Here is a 17,955-nt window from a genome sequence, read left to right on the forward strand (position 1 = left end):
TCTACGCCGCGACTTCCTGGGCCGCCCACTTGCGCAGGATCTGCGCGGTGCGTTCCTCGTTGATGTCGACCATGCGGGCAAGCCGCTCCTGCGGGGCCGGCCTGATCTTCTGGCGCAGATCGTCGAGCGGGGTGGCGCCGGCACGCGTGCCGGGCAGAGCGCCAATGGCGGCACCCGCATCGGCGGAAGCGGCTGCCTCGGGGGTGGGCAGGGAGCGCTGGACCTCATCGAAATTGGGGCCTGCTATAGCGGGCGTCGCCTTTGCCGTCAGCGCGGCCGCCATCGGCCGCAGGCCGAAGAAGGCGACCAGGAACACCACCACGATGAAGGCGCCGGCATTGATCAGCGTGCCGGCATGCTGGCCGATGGAATCGAGCATTCCCGCCTGTGGCACCGCCTCGCCGTCCAGCCCGTCGATGAACTCGACGGCCGAGACGTCGATGACGTCGCCGCGCTTGTCATCGAAGCCGGTGGCGGAGCTTACCATCTTCTGGATTTCGGCGACGCGCTTGGCGATCTGGTCCGGTGTGGCGTCCTTGCCCAGGATCGTCTTCAGCCGGTCCTGGTTGACGACGACGGCGATCGACATCTTGGTGACGCTGTAGCCATTGGAGACGGTGGCGATCTTCTTGGAGTTGATCTCGTAGTTGGTGATCTCCTCCTTGCGGTCGTTGGCCGAGGAGGTCTGCGGACCCTCGGTGCTGGTCGCCTGGGTCTCCGGCAGGTTCTGCTCGACGCTGGCCGGGGTCGAGGCCTGTTTCTGGTTGCTGTTCTCGTTGGCGCGCACCGATTGCACCGAGCGCTCGACACGGGACTCCGGATCGAAGATCGTCTCTTCGGTCTGGCGGGTGTCGGTGTTGACATCAGCTTTGACGCTGGCGCGGAAATTGTCGGGCCCGAGATAGGGCGTGAGCGCGCGGCGAATGTTGTCGCCGATCTGCGCCTCCACGGTTTGCTCGACGCCGAGCGTGCGAGCGGCACTGGTGTTGGATGGATCATCGCCCGCGGCCAGCAGATTGCCGTTGGAATCGAGCACCGTCACCTTGTCGGCCGACAGGCCAGGGACGGCGGCGGCGACGAGATGGCGGATCGACATGGCGCTCTTCTCCGCGTCGATGCCGGCGTAGCGGATGACGACCGACGCGGAGGGTTGCTGTTCGTCGCGACGAAAATTGGCACGCTCGGACATGACGATGTGGACGCGCGCCGCCTTGATACCCGATATCGACTGGATGGTGCGGGCGATCTCGCCTTCAAGCGCGCGCACCCGGGTGATCTGCTGCATGAAGGAGGTGAGGCCCATCGCGCCGACATTGTCGAACAATTCGTAGCCGGCATTGGCGCTGGTCGGCAGACCCTTTTCGGCAAGCAGCATGCGCGCCTGCGCCGTGGTGCCGGTCGGAACCAGCACGGAAGTTCCGTCGGCGCCGACGTCGAAGCCGATGCCGGCCTCGCCCAGCACCAGGCCGATCTGGTTCACGTCGGAGCGATCGAGCCCGACATAGAGCGTGTCGTAGGCCGGGCGGTTGAGATAGACTGAGGCAATGCCGATGACGCCCATCACCAGTACGGCGATGCCCGCCAGCATGGCCAGGCGCCTGACGCCAAAGCCGCGGAGATTCGAGATGATGCTCTGGATCTGTTCCGGCACGATTGAGCGACTCCCAGCATGACTGTCCGCCGGAACACTAGCTCCCGAAGCTTGTGCGAAAATGAAATCGGGCCGCGCTTGCGGCGCGGCCCGTGAATTTCGAATATCCGTCAGCTAGGCCAAGGTTAGCCGTTCTTGAACAGCGACAGGATCGACTGCGAGGAGCTGTTGGCGATCGACAGCGACTGGATGCCGAGCTGCTGCTGGACCTGGAGCGCCTGGAGGCGGGTCGATTCCTTGTTCATGTCGGCATCGACGAGCTGGCCGACGCCGCGATCGATCGAGTCCATCAGGCTCTGCGTGAAGGTCTTCTGCAGGTCGATGGAGCTCTTGGCCGCACCGAGAATGGTGGCGGAGTCGGTCAACTGGCTCATGACCTTGTCGATCTTGCCGACCATCTGGGTGATGATGTCGTCGGTCACGCCGGCCGCGGTGATATCGAGATTGTATGCGGAAACATTGTCGATCCTGGGAACCACCGCCCCGGCCGCGGTCTGGCCGGCGGTGTTGGCGGCAATATCCGTGCCGCCGCCGGCGATTGCGGCCGCATAAGCGGTATCATACAGGTCCTGGGCGGCCGCCGTGGAATAGACCGAGGTCTGGCGGTCAAGCGTGCCCTGGTTCTTGACGGCGGTGGAGAGACCGGAATCGAACAGCTTGGTGCTCTCGACATCGATGTCGATCGTCCCGAGCGAGATGGCGCCCGACGATGAGCGATTGAAGGACGACACGATCTTGGCGTCGGCCTGGACGCCATCATTGGCGGCGGCGACCTGCGTCGACGTTACCGAAAGATAATTCGAGCCCGAAAAGGTGGCGGCATCGGCAAAGGACTTCATCTGCGCCTGGAGCGCGGTGATTTCAGTCTGCGTCTTTGCCTTGGCGGCACCCGTCTGGCCAATGGTCGAAAGCAACTTGGTCTTGATCTTGCCGATCGTATCCAGCGCATTGTTCATGCCGGTATAGGCAGTGTCGACTTTCGAAGCGCCCAGGCCGAGCGCGTCCTGGACTGTCGACAGCGCCTGGTTGTCGGAGCGCATCGTCGTGGCGATCGACCAGTAGGCGGCGTTGTCGGAGGCCTCGGAGACCCTGTAGCCCGTGGAGATTCGGGACTGCGTTTGCTCGAGCGATTTGTTGGTGGCGTTAAGGCTTTGAAGTGCGGTCAACGCCGCGGCGTTCGTCATGATGCTCGCCAAGAAACTCGCTCCTTTTTCCAGACCGGTCTTTCTCAAACCGGCGTTGCCCTCGCGAGCCGCTCGACCCGCTCGTGGATTACCGTCACCCGATCGGGCCGATTCGGCAATCCGTTGTAAGTCATTGGTTAACCATGACTAGCGCGTTATGGTTAACGGCCTGTTAAAAGCCAGCTTTCGAGGGTTAAGAAACGAGGGTTGCGCGGGGCTGGAGCAAACGCAAAACGGGCCGCGCTTTTGGCGCGGCCCGTTTGCCTGGTTTGATCGGTCGAGAGGGATCAGCCGCGGAAGAGCGACAGGATCGACTGCGACGAGCCGTTGGCGATCGACAGCGCCTGGACGCCGAGCTGCTGCTGAACCTGCAGGGCCTGGAGGCGGGTCGATTCCTTGTTCATGTCGGCATCGACGAGCTGGCCGACGCCGCGATCGATGGAGTCCATCAGGCTCGAGGTGAAGGTCTTCTGCAGGTCGATGGAGCTCTTGGCGGCGCCGAGCTTGGTGGCAGCGTTGGTCATGCCCTTCAGCGCGGCATCGACGACGTTCATCATAGCCTGGATCTGGGTGTCGCTCGCAGCGGTGGTGCCCGAGAAGATCTTCAGGCTGGCGACCGAATAAGTGTCGGTGGCCGCCGCGGCAGCGCCCAGGGTCGGGTTCGAGGCCGCGGCCGCGACGCTGCCATCGGTACCGAGGCGGTCGGCGTCGAGGATACCCTTCGTCACGCCGGCAGCAGTGCCGGCTTCATACAGCTTGATGCTTTCCACGTTGACGTCGATCGTCGAGATCGAAACCGCGCCGGTTGCGCTGCGGTTGAAGGCGGAAACGATCTTGACGTCGGCCGCGGTCGTGGCGGTGGCGCCGCTGTTGACCGAGAGCATGTTGGTGCCGGAGAAGGTGGCGCCATCGGCATAGGCCTTCAACTGCTTCTGAAGAGCGGCGATTTCGACCTGGGTCTTTTCCTTGGAAGCGTCCGTCTGGCCGTAGGATGCGGTCAGCTTCTGCTGGATCTGGTTGATGGTCGTGATCGCGCTGTCCATGCCGGTGTAGGCGGTGTCGACCTTCGAGGCGCCGAGGCCGAGCGCGTCCGAAACGGTGGACATCGCCGAGTTGTCCGAGCGCATCGTGGTGGCGATCGACCAGTAGGCGGCGTTGTCCGACGCCTGGGAGACGCGATAACCCGTCGAGATGCGGGCCTGGGTGGTGTCGAGGTTCTTCTGGGTGGCGTTCAAGCTCTGCAGAGCGGTCAACGCCGAGGCGTTGGTCATGATACTGGCCATGGCTACTCGTACCTTGTTTTACAGGGTGTTTTTTGCATACCGGTTTGTCCGGTATGACGGAGCGGCATCATGCCAATGACCGTTGCGTTTGGGTCACCCGCCATCTGCGAGCGACTATGGCGGCGAGTCCCTACCAAACGACTAAACTGGACGGTTAATCGAAAATAATTCGGAGGAATTCGATGACGCGGCGCGCTGCCTCATTCCGCAGGCAGGCCATACCCGATGTCGAGCGCGCACGGTCAGGTAAAAGAGCGCACCAGGCTGCCGACGAGCAGGTTCCAGCCGTCGATCAGGACAAAGAACAGGATCTTGAACGGCAACGACACGACCGTGGGCGGCAGCATCATCATGCCCATCGCCATGGTGATGGTGGCCACGATCAAGTCGATGACCAGGAATGGCAGCACGATCAGGAAGCCGATCTCGAAGCCGCGCCGGATCTCGGAGATCATGAAGGCAGGCACCAGGATGCGCAGGTCGACCGTCTCCTTCGCAACGACCTGGCCGCGTTCGCGGGCAAGGTCGGCGAAAAGGTCGAAATCCTTGTCGCGCACATTGTGCAGCATGAAGGTGCGGAACGGATCGGAAATCTTCTCGAAGGCCTCTGTCTGGCTGATCTGATTGTCCATCAACGGCTTGACGCCGGTATTCCACGCCTGATCGAAGGTCGGCGCCATGACATAAAAGGTCATGAACAGCGACAGCGAAATGAGGATGAGGTTCGCCGGCGTCGATTGCAGGCCAATGCCGGCACGCAGGATGGAGAAGGCGATGACGAAGCGGGTGAAGCTGGTCACCATGATCAGCAGCCCCGGCGCCACCGACAGCACGGTGAGCAGGCCGAACATCTGGATGATGTAGCCGACGGTGGCGCCATCGGCCTTGCCGATGCCGCCAAGGTCCAGTTGCTGGGCCGCCGCGACGGAGGTGGCGGCGCCAATCAGTGCCGCGGCAAGAAGGAATTTTCTCATTCGAGCAGCAATGTCCTGACGAGAACCTGTTTGACGTGCCCCTGACTGCGGATCGAGGCGCGTTCGTCGAGATCGGCCTTCAGATGCTGGTAGCCGCTGGCGCCTTCGATCTGGTGCATCTTGAGGGTACGCACGAAGGCCAGAAGATCCTGCTGGACGTCCTCCGCCATCGCCGGCGGCTGCGGAGCGTCGTAGACCACGGACACTTCCATCCTGATCCAAGTGTCCGCGGGCGAGGCGATGTTGGTGGTGATCGGCGCCAGCGCGACGAGCGTCGGCCCCGCGCCAGCTTGTTGAGCGGCTTCGGGCTGGGGTACCTTGCCCTCGTTTTCAGGCGCGACTGGCACCGACGATGGTGCGCCGACGCCCTTGAGATAACCGCCCGACATCCAGCCCATGCCGATGGCGGCGGCCGTCACCACGAGCAGCATGGCGCCCTGCACGGCAAGGGAAGGACCCTTGCGAGGCTGAATCTGATCGACATTGGCCATGGTGCCGCGCTCTCCAATGCCTAGAACGGAAGAACCTGGTCGAGGACCTGCTGGCCATAAGCCGGCTGCTGGACCTCGCTGACGCGGCCACGGCCGCCATAGGAGATGCGCGCCTCGGCGATGCGTTCATAGGAGATGGTGTTTTCCGCGCCGATGTCCGACGGGCGCACCATGCCGGCGATGGTGAGCACCCTGAGCTCGTAGTTGACGCGCACTTCCTGGGAACCCCTGATCATCAAATTGCCGTTGGGCAGGACCTCGGTGACGACGGCGGCGACGTTGAGCTCCAGGTTTTCGGAGCGCTTGATTTCGCCGTCGGCATTGGTTTCGGTGCTGGAACTCAAGCCGGCGTCGCCCTTGCCGCTGGTGCTGTTGCCTTCCCATCCGAGCGTGACGTCATAACCCAGCTTGCGTGCGGCGGTGCGGCTCCGGTCGTTCTGGTTCTTGAAGTTGGCCTTGTCGTTGAGCTTGATCCTGACGGTCAGGATGTCGCCTTCGCGCAGCGCCCTGGGATCGGTGAACAGCCGGCTCTGGCGGTCGTCCCACAAAGAGAACTTCTTGACCGGCGCGGCGGGCGGCTGAGGATAGCTGTAGGGTGCTGCCCCGTCGCCGCCGATGCCCGAACCGACCGGCGACAGCGATGGTTCCCTACCGATTTCCTTGAAATTGGTTGCGCAACCGGACAAGGCTGCCGCCGCGCACAGGATGAGCATTCTGCGGATCATGACGGATCTACCCTTCGGGCTGCGCTGGCCATGATGCCGGTGAGCGTCGCCGCCGCCTTCTGGTCCATTTCGTTGAGGATGACACCCGCCTTCCGTGAATCGAGCTTCATCAGGATGGCCGCGGCGAGGTCCGCATTGACGATCGCCAGGCGTTCGGCCGCCGCATCGGGCTTCATGCCGGCATAGATCTTGACGACGCCGTCCTCGGCCCGGGCCAGAAACACCTCGCGCCGCTTCAACCAGGTTTCGTATTCGGCTTTCTTTGCGTCCAGCGCCTTCATGCGCTCGTCGATGCCTGCCTGCAGCTGTTTTAACTCCTCCGCCTGCAAGGCATAGCGGCGGTCGCGCGCGGCGTCGGCGATGTTGGAGCAGAAGCGCTCGATCTCGCTCTGGTCCGGCGCCTTTTCTCGTGTCAGTTGCTGCGGTGCGACCGCGGGCTGCGCTCCGGGCAGAATCTGACGAACGACATCCTCGCCGCGTGCGCCGCAGCTCGAAACGGACATGGCCGCGAGGACCGTGGCCGCGAACAAGATTGCGCTGGGAGGGCGTCCTTGATGGGATGAGAGGGAGGTGATCATCGGCATCGCTATTGGAGAACCAGATCGGCTTGCAAGGCGCCGGCCGACTTGATGCCTTGCAGGATGGCAATGATGCCGTCCGGCTTGACGCCGAGACGGTTGAGGCCGGAAACGAGAGTTTGCAGGTCGGGCCCGTCGAGCACGGCGACGCGGGCGTTGGGCCGGGTGGCATCGATGGCTGTGAACGGTTCGACGGCGGTTTCGCCCTTAGAGAAGGGTTCGGGCTGCACCACGCGCGGCGCTTCCGTAATGCGCACCGTCAGCGTGCCGTGGCTGATGGCGACACGTGAGATCTTGACGTCGTTGCCGATGACGATGGTACCGGTGCGCTCGTCGATGACGACGCGGGCCGGCGTGTCGGACTCGACCACCAGGTTTTCGATCTCGGCATAGAAGCGGGCCGCCGAAACGCTCTTCGGCCGCCTGATCTGCACGGTGCGGGAATCGCGCTCCGCCGCCACGCGCATGCCGAAGCGCTGGGCGGTGTAGTCGTTGATCGCGTCCGCGATGCGGATGGCGGTGGAGAAATCGGGATTGCGCAATTGCAGTGTCAGCGTCGACTGGTCATCGAACTCGGCCTTCACCTGCCGCTCGATTATGGCCCCGTTCGGCACGCGGCCGGCGGTCGGTACGCCTTGCGTCAACTGCTCGGCCTGGCCTTGAGCGGTGAAACCGGAAACGATGACCGCGCCCTGGCCGACGGCGTAGATCTCCCCGTCCGCCGCCTTCAGCGGCGTCATGATCAGCGTGCCGCCGGCAAGCGAGGTGGCGTCGCCCATCGAGGAGACGTCGATGTCGATGCGGGCGCCGGACTGCACATAGGGCGGCATGTTGGCGGTGACGATGACGGCGGCGACGTTCTTGGCGCGTGCGCTGCCGCCTTCCGTGGCGATGCCGAGATTTTCGAGCATGGCGCGGATCGACTGTTCGGTGAACGGCGAGTTGCGCAGGCTGTCGCCGGATCCGGCGAGCCCGATGACGAGGCCGTAGCCGACGAGCTGGTTGTCGCGCGAACTCTGCAGCTGCGCGATATCCTTGATGCGCGAGGCGACCTGGCCAGGCGGCAGCGAGCTTGGTCCGGGCGAAACGCGGAACATGCGCGCGGTGGTGGCGGGATCATATTCGGGATCGTCGTAGACACCGCCATTCCTGGCGGCGAGTTCGCGCTTGGCCTTGGGCGTCAGGCCATCGGCTAGTGCCGGCTGCAGACCGAGCGTGGCCGCAATCAGAAGGGCAAGCAGGCGCATCATGAAGCGCCGACCTGGATGGTGCCGTCGGCCATCACCGTGCCGGAGAGAATCTTGCCGCTGTCGCTGTTGCGGACCTTGATGAAGTCGCCCGCCGAACCCGGCTGCAAGGTCACGGCGGTGGCCGTGATCGTCAGCCCGCCGGCGACGAAGAAGACCTGCACGGCGGCACCCTGCTCGACCAGCCAGGCCTCACGGACGGCGGCTGAAGGAATGTAGCGGCCGGGCAGCAGCGTGCGCTTGGCGATCTTGCCCTGCAATTCCTCGGAACGGGTCGCAACAGCATCGGGCCTATGCTTGCCGGGGATGAGGGTGACCTGCTTCAGGGCGGCGAGTTCGATGGTCTCGCCGGGATAAATGACCCGGTTGGGGATCAGCACGACCTCGCCAGCAGGTTGGTTGCTGACGATCTGGTTGGCCGAGTCCTGGGCGAAAGCCGGCATGCCGCAGGCCACCAGCGCAAGGGCGAGCGCGGCGCGGCTGAATGCGGAGCAGGAGATCGGCATGGCCATCATCCGTTACCTGATGTTCTTGGAGACGACGGAGGCCATGTCGTCGGCGGCCTGGATGACCTTGGAGTTCATTTCATAGGCGCGCTGCGCCGAGATCAGTTCGGTGATTTCCTTGACCGGGTCGACATTGGAGGCCTCGAGATAGCCTTGCTGGATGGTGGCGAAGCCGGGATCGCCGGGCACGCCGACATTGGCCGGGCCGGAAGCCGTTGTCTCCTGGAAGAGATTGTCGCCGAGCGGCGCGAGGCCCGCCTCGTTGGCGAAGTTGACGATCTGGAGCTGGCCGAGGTTCTGCAGGTCGGTCTGGCCGTCGATGCGGGCGAAGACCTGGCCGGTCTTGTTGACGATGACTTCGACCGCATCAGTCGGCACGGTGATGGCCGGAATGACACTGGCGCCGTCCACCGTCACCAGCTGGCCGGTGGCGTTGGTGTTGAAGGCGCCGGCGCGGGTATAGAGCGTACCGCCATCGGCGCCTTCGATCTGGAACCAGCCCCTGCCGGTGAGCGCCATGTCGAAGCTGTTGCCGGTGCTGGTCAGTTCACCCTGGGTGTGGACGTTGCGCACGGCGGTCGTCTTGACGCCGAGACCGATCGAAACGCCTTCCGGCACCAGCGAGGCATTGGAGCGGTTGGGGACGCCTTGCGTGCGATCGACCTGGTAGAGCAGGTCGGAGAATTCGGCGCGCGCGCGCTTGTAGCCGGTGGTGTTGATGTTGGCGATGTTGTTGGCGATGACTTCCAGATTGGTCTGCTGGGCATTCATGCCGGTGGCGGCGATTGCGAGTGCTTTCATGGCCTGCTCCTCAGATGCCCATGCGACTGACTTCGAGATAGGCCGAGACCACCTTGTCGCGGATGGCGACGGCGGTCTGCAGCGCCTGCTGGGCGCTCATCACGGCATCGACCACCTGGCGGGTGTCGGCGTCGCCCTTGAGCGCCTGCATCGACACCTGCTCGGCATTCTGCATGGTGCTGACGGTCTTGGAGGCAGCCTGGCTCACCGCTTCGGCGAAGGAGGTGCCAAGGTTGCCCGATGCCGCCGGCGCAACGCCACCCTGCAGCAGATCGGTGGCTGTATCGCCCAGCCCAGGCTTCAGGTTAAGCGCGCCGATGCCGTTGACGATCATTGGTTCCTCATCAGGTCGATGGTCATTGAAATGAGATCACGCGCCTGCTTCACGACTTGCAGGTTGGCCTCGTAGGAGCGGTTGGCCTCGGTCATGTCGGCCATCTCGATCAGCACGTTCACATTGGGCATCTTGACGTAGCCCTTGTCGTCGGCGGCCTCGTTGCCGGGCTGGAATTCGACGGGAAAATTGCTCGGGTCGCGGTCGATCGAATTCACCTCCACCGTCGAGCTGCCGGAGGCCCGGTCGAGTTCGGAGACGAAGCTGATGGTCTTGCGGCGATACGGGTCGGCGCCCGGCGTGGTGCCTGTCGACTGGGCGTTGGCGAGGTTTTCCGAAACCACGCGCAGGCGCTCGGACTGAGCGCCAAGGCCTGATGCTGCGACTTTGAGGGCTGCGGTCAGTGCGTCCATGGTCAGCTCTTCACCGCCATCATCATCATTGAGTGGAATGCCTTGACGATGGCCGTGTTGAGTTCGAAGGAGCGGCGCACCTCGCCGGCCTTGAGAAGCTGGTCTTCAAGCACGACCGTGTTCTTGGAGGGCATGACCACGCCGTCGTCTTCCTGCGGCTTGATGGAGAAGCCGGCATTGGTCGCCGCAGTGCCGAGATGGCCGGGCTCGGTGATCTGGAGCGACACCGCGGTGCGGTCGAGCACCTTCTCGAACGGCTCGACATCGTTTGCCGTGTAGCCCGGCGTGTTGGCATTGGCGATGTTGCCGGCGACCGCCGACTGACGTACCGACAGCCACTGCGCTTGCTTGGCGGCGAGATCGAAAAGGGAAACAGGCTCCATGGGAATCTCCGGGCATGTGCCCAAAGACTAGGACGCCAGTCTTGCGCGGACCTTGCGATCGGTCGCTGGAACGTGAAGGCGAAAACGGTGAAGCGGTTTTCGGACGACATCATGCTCCATCCCTTGAAATGGAGACGGATGATTTCAGGACGATCCGACCTGAAATCATCCTCGGCACAAAACCGTGACGGCTTATCTGGAAAGCTCGATCACCTGGTTGGCGCTGGTGAGCATGACCCATTTGCCGTTGCGCTGCTCGATCGCCGATACCTTGCTGGAATCCGGCAGCGTCGAACCGCGCTGGACCATCCACAGGCCGGTGTCGTCCTCGATCATGGCGCGGCCATTGGCGACATGGACCATGCGGAACTTCGCGATGTCGGCGGGGAAGGGTTGCTCGCCGGGCGGCTGCGTTTTGGAATCGTCCTGCACCGTGCCGGTGGCAAGCAGATCTACATCGGCGTTGGGAACGTCCCTGGCGGTCAGCGGCGCGCTGCGCTCGGCGACCACGCCACCTCCCGCACGTCCCGAATTGGTACCGGTGCCGCCGAACTTGATCGCCTGCACGCCGAACTGGTCCTGGTTGAAGAAGATGTACCAGGGAAACAGGGCGCAGGTCAGGCCGAGCGTGATGCCGAGCGCGGCGATGACGACGTCGCTGCGACGGTCCGCCTTCTTCTTGCCCAGTCTGGGGAATTGCGGCTTTGGCGGCTGCGGCCATTCGCTGGCGGCAAACAGACCATCGATCAGCGATTCGCGACTGGCTTGAGCCATATCGGCAGCCTCGACGCGGGGAAGGGAATTCACAGGGGGCTCGGCAGTCCGGGCCGGCAAAGGCTCGGATCTGGGGAGAGCCGATTTGACGGCCTTGGCCAGAACAACCGCGGTCCGGGCAGCCATGGCGGCGGCGGCGTTTGCCCTGGCGACCCTGGCCTCCTCCGCTCGAGCCTGCTCCGCGGCGTTCGCTTCGGCGATCATCTCGTTCAGGAGTCGCTCGGTGTACTGGCGTTCAGTCTCCTGGTTCGGCATTCTGCTTTCCCTTGAGATGGCGGGCAAGATCGGAGAACGGATCGGCGGACGGACGGTCCCTGGGCGATTGCGTCAGCGCCTCATAGATGACGGGCACCTGGCGTACGGCCATATCGAGTTCAGCGTCGACGCCGCCCTGATAGGCGCCGAGCAGCCGGATGTCGCGCGTGTCCTCGAAGCGGGAGATCATCGACTTCAGCCGCGTCACCAGGGCTCGCTGTTCGACACTCCAGGCCTTGCCGGCCAGTCGCGAGATGGACGACAGCGGATTGACGGGCGGATAGCGCCCCTGTTCGGCGATCGCGCGGTCGAGCACGACATGGCCGTCGAGGATGCCGCGCACCGAATCGGCGACCGGATCGTTGTGATCATCGCCGTCGACCAGCACGGAAATGATGGCCGTGATCGATCCCTTGCCTTCCAATCCTGGGCCTTCGGTTCCAGGCCCGGCGCGCTCGAGCAGCTTGGGCAGTTCGGTGAAGACCGAGGCGGGATAGCCGCGGGCAACCGGCGGCTCGCCGGTTCCCGTCGCCACCTCGCGCAGGGCGTGAGCGAAGCGGGTGATCGAATCCAGCACCAGCAGCACACGGTGGCCCTGGTCGCGAAAATGCTCGGCGACGCGCATGGCGGTGTCTGGCGCGCGCCGACGCATCATGGCGCTCTCGTCGCTGGTGGCGACGACGGCCACGGTCTTGGCCATGCTGTCGCCGATCGTATCCTCGAGGAATTCGCGGACCTCGCGGCCGCGTTCGCCGATCAGCGCCACGACGACGGTGTCGAACGCGTCGGCGCCGGCGAGCATGGCAAGCAGCGTCGACTTGCCGACGCCCGATCCGGCGAAGACGCCCATGCGCTGGCCGAAGCAGAGTGGCGTGAAGATGTCGATGACCTTGACGCCGGTCATGAAGGCGGTACCGACGCGCTGCCGCGCCATGGCGCCGGGTGTCGCGGCGGCCGCCGACATGTCGTCGCCCCTGACCAAGGGCGGACCACCGTCGATTGCCCGGGTGAGCGCGTCGATGGCGCGGCCGCGCCACGAGGCATGCGGCGCCACCGCGAGCGGACCCCTGCGGAACACGGCATCGCCGATGCCGGCGTCGGCGCTGCGTTCGAAGGGGGCGATCACAACCTCGTCGCGGCTGATTTTGACGATCTCGCCGCGGCGCGAGCCGGACTGACCGCGCTGCTCGACAATGTCACCCAGCCTGGTGAAATCGGAAAGGCCGCGCACCTTGTAGTGCGTTGATGTGACTTCGGTGACGAGCCCGCCGCGCTTGACCAGCCCGTCGCTGTCGCCAAAGCGCCTGATAATCCGCTCCAAAGCGGCAAGCCGATCCAGCGGCGCCGGCTGGAGCTGTCTTTCGGGTGCGCGGAGGGCTGGCTGCTCTGACGACATGCTACGACTTCGAGCCGAGCGTCTTTATCGCCTCCTCGGCGGAGGAATCGGTCTGCCGCATCAGCGCGGCAGTGTTCTCGAAGGCGCGCTGGACCATGATCAGCCGGGTCATTTCCAGCACGGGATTGACGTTGGATTCCTCGAGGAAACCCTGGGCGACGCCGATGTCGGAGCGGTCGGTGACCGGTTCGGGCGTGCGTGCGGGCACAATGCCGGAATTGCCGTAGCGCACGAAATTCTCGCCCGGGTCGAAATTGTAGAGGCCGATGGAGCCGACGAGCTGTTCGTTCTGGCGCAGCGAGCCGTCGGCGCCGGCCTTGGGCGGACCGTTGCGGGGGTCGAGCTGGATCGGCGCCCCGCCGGCGTCGAGCACCGGATGGCCCTCGACCGACATCAGCTCGCCATTCTCGTTCATCGAGAAACGGCCGTCGCGGGTCATGACGGTGCCAACTGGCGTGTCGATGGCGAACCAGGCGTCGCCCTGGATGGCGAAATCGAACGGGTTGCCGGTCTCCGTCATGGCGCCGTGAGCCCCCGACATAAAGGTCTTGCCGGAGGAGGCGAACGAAACCGACTTCTGCCCTGCGCCAGACACCACGTCCTCGAACTTCACGCCGGTGGCGCGAAAGCCGACGGTGCTGGCGTTGGCGACGTTGTCGGCGATCGTGTCGAGCCGGCGCTCGAGGGCTATCTGCGCGGAGAGGGCAACGTAGAGACTGTCTCGCATGATCAGAACTTCAGTTTCTGCATGGCCATCATCAGGTCGGTGGAGATGCCCGATGTGACCGGTTTGGCAAAGAGCACGCTGACCGACGTCACCGCCGTCGAGGTCGGATTGTTGATCTCGTACATGCTGGTGAAGCGGGTCAGGAACTTGTTCAGTTTCACTGGGTCGGTGAAATCCGAGATGTCGAGCTTCTGCCCGAACAATTGCGCCTGCTTGTCGATGTCGGCGGTGGCGAAAGAATCGGGCAGCCCCAGCGCGGTGCGCACCACGCTGGCAAGCGCCGTGTCGGCCAGCACGTCGTACCAGCTGGTGATGGTTGATGCTTTGCGGTCGAAATAGAGCGCCAGCCGCACGCCCTCATTGGTCTTGCCGGCGTCCTCCTCGAGAGTCTGGCGCATGTAGTTGTCGACGGTCGGCTGCTGCGCCGGATTGATGGTGGTGGCTGCTTCGCCGTACTGCTCGAAGTTGAAAGCGGCGGCGAGCCCGGCATAAGCCTTGTTCGTCATCTTGTTGGCGACGCTGTCGGCGTCGCGAATGCCCCCGGTCAGTACGCTGCGGATGAGATCCTTGCTTTCCGTCGCCGGATCGAGTCCGTAAGCCGAGAGCGCATAGTTGTACAACCGGCTGTTGGCCATCAGGTCGTCGATGGATTTCACGTTCGTGACGTTGGCAAGGTAGTATGCGGTCTCCGATTTCATGGAGTCCGCGTTCGGCGGGATCAGGCCAAGCGCCGACCCCGTGGTGTAGATCTTCGGCGTGTCTTTCAGCACCTCGTCGCGCGACGTTGTCTGATCGCCATATTGGGCAAAGTTGAACGCCGTGACGAAGTTGGCGTAGCGTTTGTCTGTCAGCTTGTTTGCCGGGCTGTTGGGATCGCTGACGCCGCCCGCCAGCATCGTGCTGATCTGCAGCGGCTTTTCGGTCGACGCATCCAATCCGTAGGAAGCCATGGCGAAGGTGAGCAGGCGCTTGTCCGCCATGAGATCGTCGATCGACTTCACCTTGGAGATGTTTGCCGCGTAATAGTCCGCCTCGCCCTTGATATACTGGGCGCTCGGTTCGACCAATTTCAGTCCGGTTCCGGCCACATAGCCTTTCGGCACCGCCTGCTGGGCAGCATCGCGCGTGGTTGTCTGATCGCCATACTGGGCGAAGTCGAAGGCCGAGACAAAGTTGGCGTAGCTCTTGTCGGTCAGTTTGTTGGCGGGGCTGTTGGGGTCGCTGACGCCACCTTCGAGCATGGCCCTGACGGTTGCCGCCGGTTCGGTCTCGGCGTCGAGGCCGAACGCGGCCATCGCGTATGTCAGCAGGCGGCTGTTGCCCATCAGGTCGTCGATCGACTTCACCTTGGAGATGTTGGTGACGTAGTAAGCGGTTTCACTCTGGTAGTAGGAGAGTCCTGCCTGCGAGGCGCCGATCTGGACTTGCAGCGCATAGTTGCTGGTCACCAGTTGCTGCGCCTTGTTGTAGATCGTCGCATTGGGGCCGTTGGCGGCGAAATTGAAGGCGCTGACGAACGCGGCGTAGCGCTTGTCGGTCAGTTTGTTGGCAAAACTGTTGGGATCGGAGACGCCTTCCTTGAGCGCCTTCACCATGAAGGCCTTGGCGTAGTCCATGTTCTCAAGGCCGTAGGCCTTCATGGCGTATTTGAACAGCCGGTCATTTTTGACGAAATCGTCGATCGATTTCACCTTGGTGATGTTGGCGAGATAATATTGGGTATCGCGGTCGACTGTCGGCTGTTGCTCGATGCGGTCGATCGACTTGTTGATGTCTTTGGTGATCAACTGGTAGCTGGTATAGGTACTGAGCAAGGACGCGCCTCCGGCCGAAGCTATGCCAGCACCATAAGCTCACTTCCTTGCGCGAAACTGAATCGCCAACTTTCGTGCCATGGCGGCTCGGATTCAAGCCTCACACAAGGCACGGGGACTATCCCTTGTCCGACGTGAAATGCGGAAGGACCGGTCGTGGGCATTCTGATTGGACTTGTGGTGACGCTTGGCTGCGTCCTTGGCGGCTTCATGGCCATGGGCGGGCATCTGCACGTGCTGGTGCAGCCATGGGAAGCCGTGGTCATCTGCGGCGCCGCACTCGGCACCTTCCTGGTCGCCAATCCGATGAAGACTGTCAAGGATACCGGCAAGGGCATTCTGGAAGCCTTCAAGCAGGCGGTGCCGAAGGAGCAGGACTATCTGGAAACGCTCGGCGTGCTGCACAGCCTGATGCGCGAGTTGCGCTCCAAGTCGCGCAGCGAGGTCGAGGCGCATATCGACAATCCGGAGGAGTCGGCGATCTTCCAGGCCTTTCCGACGGTGCTCAAGAATCACGATTTGATGAATTTCATCTGCGACTACTGCCGCATCATCATCATCGGCAATGCCCGCTCACACGAGATCGAGGCGCTGATGGACGAGGAAATCCAGACCATCAAATCCGACAAGATGAAGGCCTATCACGCGCTGGTCGCGGTCGGCGACGGCCTGCCGGCGCTCGGCATCGTCGCCGCCGTGCTCGGCGTGGTCAAGGCGATGGGCGCGCTTGACCAGTCGCCGGAAATCCTCGGCGGCCTGATCGGCGCGGCGCTGGTCGGCACCTTTCTCGGCATCTTCCTGTCCTATGCGGTGGTCGGACCTGTCGCCACCAAGATCAAGACGGTGCGCGAGAAGAAGAACCGCCTCTACATCATCGTCAAGCAGACGCTGCTCGCCTACATGAACGGTGCGCTGCCGCAGGTGGCGATCGAGTTCGGCCGCAAGACCATCTCCTCCTATGAACGGCCGACCATCGACGCGGTCGAGCAGAGCACCATGAACACCGGCAGCGCCGAGAAGAAGGCTGCCTGAGCGATGCGCGACAGATCGGTGCCAAAACTGTCATGACGAGTCCGGGCAGCCCCTCGCAGGCGCGTTCGTTGATCATCGAGCGTCTGGTCGGCGACAGCGGCGAGACCGATCAGGTCGTCGACGCCGGCCGTGCCATGGCCGAACGCGCCGTGCCGCTGCTGCAGAAGGGACTCTCGGGCGAGCTCGGCATTCCCGTAATTGTCGACCTCAAGGCCGTCGAGGTCAGCCGCGTCCCGGAGGCGCGCTCACGCGCCGGCGACAATTTCGCGATGACCGTCGTCGGCTCGCCGGCGTCCTCGGACGCGATGACACTCGTCATGGATGCTCCCGCAATCGCGATCATGGTCTCCACCCTGTTCGGCGGCGACCCGGATATGCCGGTGTCGCCGATCGAGCGCGAGCTGTCGTCGATCGAGACCGATGTCTCGAGCATGGTGCTCCAGGAAGTGGCGCAGGCGCTGAATGGATCGGGGCGGCGCTCGCTCGAACTGCGGCTGCCCGCACCCCGCGCCATGTCGGGGATCGAGGCCAGGCGGCACGTGTTGCGCGACGGTGCCGCGATCCGCATCGTCCTTGGCATCTCGACGCCGGTCGACAGCGGCTCGATTACCGTGACGATGCCGCAGCGCATCGTGCTGGCGGGCCGCGATGCCACGGCCAGCATCAGCGAGGACGATCATGGAACCAGTTGGCGGGCACGCTTTTCGGAAGAGGTGATGCGCTCGACCGTAGCGCTCGAGGCCACCATGCCGCTGGCGCGGCTGACGCTGGGCGACCTCGCCAACCTCGAAGTGGGCCAGGTCATCGACTTCGAAGAAACGGCGCAATCGCGGGCTCGCCTCGGCGCGCGCGGCCAGACGCTGTTCGTATGCGAGTTCGGCAAACTGGGGCAGAATTACACCGTCCGAATCAGGCATCCTTTCGATGCCGGGCAGGATTTCATCGATGGGCTCATGCCGGCTGGTGCCGGGCGCGCCTGAGCTTTTGGAGACGACGCATGGCCAAGACCAAGGTAGAAGCAGAGCTCGACCAGCCGGACGAGCAGCTCGATCGCGCCATCGAGGAATTGCGGGGGGTCCTGCACGAAGAAGAGCAGCGCCCCGATGCGGCGTTCCGGGCTGCCGCGGGGGCCAATTCAAGCGTCATCATGAACATCCCCGTCGATGTCCAGATCATCCTCGGCAGCACCGAGATGGCGGTTGCCGATCTGATGGCGCTGCAGAAGGGGTCGACGGTCGCGCTCAATCGCCGCATCGGCGAGCCGGTCGATGTCGTGGTGAACGGCCGCAAGATCGCGCGCGGCGAGATCACCGTGCTCGAAAGCGACCCTTCGCGCTTTGGCATCAGGCTGACCGAAATCATCGCCGGCACGAAGGGCGCCTAGACA

At 63.7% G+C, this 17,955-nt stretch carries 20 protein-coding genes; 3 read left to right on the top strand and 17 right to left on the bottom strand.

Annotated features, from left to right (window positions below; all coding sequences use genetic code 11):
- Position 1 precedes the first annotated feature (1 nt).
- The 17 genes from fliF to FJ543_RS12450 form a co-directional block, all read right to left on the bottom strand.
- Positions 2-1,651, bottom strand: coding sequence for a flagellar basal-body MS-ring/collar protein FliF (gene fliF, locus FJ543_RS12370; RefSeq protein ID WP_140875252.1), 1,650 nt, complete (start codon positions 1,649-1,651; stop codon positions 2-4).
- Between the two features lie 125 nt (positions 1,652-1,776).
- Positions 1,777-2,847, bottom strand: a complete 1,071-nt coding sequence (locus FJ543_RS12375; RefSeq protein ID WP_015315904.1) for a flagellin — start codon at positions 2,845-2,847, stop codon at positions 1,777-1,779.
- 275 nt (positions 2,848-3,122) lie between these two features.
- Positions 3,123-4,118, bottom strand: coding sequence for a flagellin (locus tag FJ543_RS12380; RefSeq protein WP_015315905.1), 996 nt, complete (start codon positions 4,116-4,118; stop codon positions 3,123-3,125).
- Positions 4,119-4,360: 242 nt separating this feature from the next.
- Entirely contained in the window at positions 4,361-5,092 is a 732-nt protein-coding gene (gene fliP / locus FJ543_RS12385) for a flagellar type III secretion system pore protein FliP (RefSeq protein ID WP_015315906.1), read from the bottom strand.
- Positions 5,089-5,583 (bottom strand): flagellar basal body-associated FliL family protein, encoded by a 495-nt coding sequence (locus FJ543_RS12390; RefSeq protein WP_015315907.1) that lies wholly within the window; start codon positions 5,581-5,583, stop codon positions 5,089-5,091. The genes fliP and FJ543_RS12390 overlap by 4 nt, the downstream gene beginning before the upstream one ends.
- A 20-nt stretch (positions 5,584-5,603) precedes the next feature.
- Positions 5,604-6,308, bottom strand: a complete 705-nt coding sequence (gene flgH / locus FJ543_RS12395; protein WP_015315908.1) for a flagellar basal body L-ring protein FlgH — start codon at positions 6,306-6,308, stop codon at positions 5,604-5,606.
- Positions 6,305-6,886 (bottom strand): MotE family protein, encoded by a 582-nt coding sequence (locus tag FJ543_RS12400; RefSeq protein WP_083883185.1) that lies wholly within the window; start codon positions 6,884-6,886, stop codon positions 6,305-6,307. The genes flgH and FJ543_RS12400 overlap by 4 nt, the downstream gene beginning before the upstream one ends.
- A gap of 8 nt (positions 6,887-6,894) precedes the next feature.
- Positions 6,895-8,136 carry a flagellar basal body P-ring protein FlgI gene (locus FJ543_RS12405; RefSeq protein WP_140721464.1) on the bottom strand — a complete coding sequence of 414 codons (1,242 nt, stop codon included), beginning with the start codon at positions 8,134-8,136 and terminating at the stop codon, positions 6,895-6,897.
- Positions 8,133-8,645 (bottom strand): flagellar basal body P-ring formation chaperone FlgA, encoded by a 513-nt coding sequence (gene flgA / locus FJ543_RS12410; RefSeq protein ID WP_181173962.1) that lies wholly within the window; start codon positions 8,643-8,645, stop codon positions 8,133-8,135. The genes FJ543_RS12405 and flgA overlap by 4 nt, the downstream gene beginning before the upstream one ends.
- A 6-nt stretch (positions 8,646-8,651) precedes the next feature.
- Positions 8,652-9,440 carry a flagellar basal-body rod protein FlgG gene (gene flgG / locus FJ543_RS12415; RefSeq protein ID WP_015315912.1) on the bottom strand — a complete coding sequence of 263 codons (789 nt, stop codon included), beginning with the start codon at positions 9,438-9,440 and terminating at the stop codon, positions 8,652-8,654.
- Between the two features lie 10 nt (positions 9,441-9,450).
- Entirely contained in the window at positions 9,451-9,774 is a 324-nt protein-coding gene (locus FJ543_RS12420) for a flagellar hook-basal body complex protein FliE (protein ID WP_181166333.1), read from the bottom strand.
- Positions 9,771-10,187: a flagellar basal body rod protein FlgC gene (flgC, locus tag FJ543_RS12425; protein ID WP_015315914.1), complete on the bottom strand. Its 417-nt coding sequence runs from the start codon at positions 10,185-10,187 to the stop codon at positions 9,771-9,773. Before flgC ends, FJ543_RS12420 begins: the two co-directional genes overlap by 4 nt.
- A gap of 2 nt (positions 10,188-10,189) precedes the next feature.
- A complete protein-coding gene (gene flgB / locus FJ543_RS12430) occupies positions 10,190-10,570 on the bottom strand; it encodes a flagellar basal body rod protein FlgB (RefSeq protein WP_015315915.1) in 381 nt (126 codons plus the stop codon).
- Positions 10,571-10,762: 192 nt separating this feature from the next.
- Positions 10,763-11,599, bottom strand: a complete 837-nt coding sequence (locus tag FJ543_RS12435) for a hypothetical protein (RefSeq protein ID WP_140661818.1) — start codon at positions 11,597-11,599, stop codon at positions 10,763-10,765.
- Complete coding sequence (gene fliI, locus FJ543_RS12440) at positions 11,580-12,995, bottom strand: flagellar protein export ATPase FliI (protein WP_015315917.1); 1,416 nt, start codon at positions 12,993-12,995, stop codon at positions 11,580-11,582. The genes FJ543_RS12435 and fliI overlap by 20 nt, the downstream gene beginning before the upstream one ends.
- 1 nt (position 12,996) lies before the next feature.
- Positions 12,997-13,722 (bottom strand): flagellar basal-body rod protein FlgF, encoded by a 726-nt coding sequence (gene flgF, locus FJ543_RS12445; RefSeq protein WP_140661819.1) that lies wholly within the window; start codon positions 13,720-13,722, stop codon positions 12,997-12,999.
- 2 nt (positions 13,723-13,724) lie between these two features.
- Positions 13,725-15,536, bottom strand: coding sequence for a DUF1217 domain-containing protein (locus tag FJ543_RS12450; RefSeq protein WP_140875256.1), 1,812 nt, complete (start codon positions 15,534-15,536; stop codon positions 13,725-13,727).
- 156 nt (positions 15,537-15,692) lie between these two features.
- On the opposite strand from FJ543_RS12450, the gene motA reads away from it, so the two are divergent.
- Genes motA through fliN form a run of 3 tightly spaced genes read left to right on the top strand, consistent with a single transcriptional unit; the run spans position 15,693 to position 17,952 of the window.
- On the top strand, positions 15,693-16,568 hold the full coding sequence (gene motA, locus FJ543_RS12455) for a flagellar motor stator protein MotA (RefSeq protein WP_015315920.1): 876 nt from the start codon (positions 15,693-15,695) through the stop codon (positions 16,566-16,568).
- 32 nt (positions 16,569-16,600) lie between these two features.
- Positions 16,601-17,548: a FliM/FliN family flagellar motor switch protein gene (locus FJ543_RS12460; RefSeq protein WP_140875258.1), complete on the top strand. Its 948-nt coding sequence runs from the start codon at positions 16,601-16,603 to the stop codon at positions 17,546-17,548.
- 17 nt (positions 17,549-17,565) lie between these two features.
- Positions 17,566-17,952: a flagellar motor switch protein FliN gene (gene fliN / locus FJ543_RS12465; protein WP_015315922.1), complete on the top strand. Its 387-nt coding sequence runs from the start codon at positions 17,566-17,568 to the stop codon at positions 17,950-17,952.
- The last annotated feature ends 3 nt before the right edge of the window (positions 17,953-17,955 follow it).

It is taken from the genome of Mesorhizobium sp. B2-5-7, from assembly GCF_006440875.1.
GTDB classification, from domain to species: domain Bacteria; phylum Pseudomonadota; class Alphaproteobacteria; order Rhizobiales; family Rhizobiaceae; genus Mesorhizobium; species Mesorhizobium australicum.

What these genes read in the sequence shown, in the direction of transcription:
- FJ543_RS12380 (WP_015315905.1), bottom strand. Translation starts at nt 4,118, where the DNA reads ATGGCCAGTATCATGACCAACGCCTCGGCGTTGACCGCTCTGCAGAGC.
- flgB (WP_015315915.1), bottom strand. Translation starts at nt 10,570, where the DNA reads ATGGAGCCTGTTTCCCTTTTCGATCTCGCCGCCAAGCAAGCGCAGTGG.
- FJ543_RS12400 (WP_083883185.1), bottom strand. Translation starts at nt 6,886, where the DNA reads ATGATCACCTCCCTCTCATCCCATCAAGGACGCCCTCCCAGCGCAATC.
- flgH (WP_015315908.1), bottom strand. Translation starts at nt 6,308, where the DNA reads ATGATCCGCAGAATGCTCATCCTGTGCGCGGCGGCAGCCTTGTCCGGT.
- fliN (WP_015315922.1), top strand. Translation starts at nt 17,566, where the DNA reads ATGGCCAAGACCAAGGTAGAAGCAGAGCTCGACCAGCCGGACGAGCAG.
- FJ543_RS12420 (WP_181166333.1), bottom strand. Translation starts at nt 9,774, where the DNA reads ATGATCGTCAACGGCATCGGCGCGCTTAACCTGAAGCCTGGGCTGGGC.
- fliP (WP_015315906.1), bottom strand. Translation starts at nt 5,092, where the DNA reads ATGAGAAAATTCCTTCTTGCCGCGGCACTGATTGGCGCCGCCACCTCC.
- FJ543_RS12460 (WP_140875258.1), top strand. Translation starts at nt 16,601, where the DNA reads ATGACGAGTCCGGGCAGCCCCTCGCAGGCGCGTTCGTTGATCATCGAG.
- flgF (WP_140661819.1), bottom strand. Translation starts at nt 13,722, where the DNA reads ATGCGAGACAGTCTCTACGTTGCCCTCTCCGCGCAGATAGCCCTCGAG.
- flgC (WP_015315914.1), bottom strand. Translation starts at nt 10,187, where the DNA reads ATGGACGCACTGACCGCAGCCCTCAAAGTCGCAGCATCAGGCCTTGGC.
- FJ543_RS12435 (WP_140661818.1), bottom strand. Translation starts at nt 11,599, where the DNA reads ATGCCGAACCAGGAGACTGAACGCCAGTACACCGAGCGACTCCTGAAC.
- FJ543_RS12390 (WP_015315907.1), bottom strand. Translation starts at nt 5,583, where the DNA reads ATGGCCAATGTCGATCAGATTCAGCCTCGCAAGGGTCCTTCCCTTGCC.
- FJ543_RS12405 (WP_140721464.1), bottom strand. Translation starts at nt 8,136, where the DNA reads ATGATGCGCCTGCTTGCCCTTCTGATTGCGGCCACGCTCGGTCTGCAG.
- fliI (WP_015315917.1), bottom strand. Translation starts at nt 12,995, where the DNA reads ATGTCGTCAGAGCAGCCAGCCCTCCGCGCACCCGAAAGACAGCTCCAG.
- flgG (WP_015315912.1), bottom strand. Translation starts at nt 9,440, where the DNA reads ATGAAAGCACTCGCAATCGCCGCCACCGGCATGAATGCCCAGCAGACC.
- flgA (WP_181173962.1), bottom strand. Translation starts at nt 8,645, where the DNA reads ATGGCCATGCCGATCTCCTGCTCCGCATTCAGCCGCGCCGCGCTCGCC.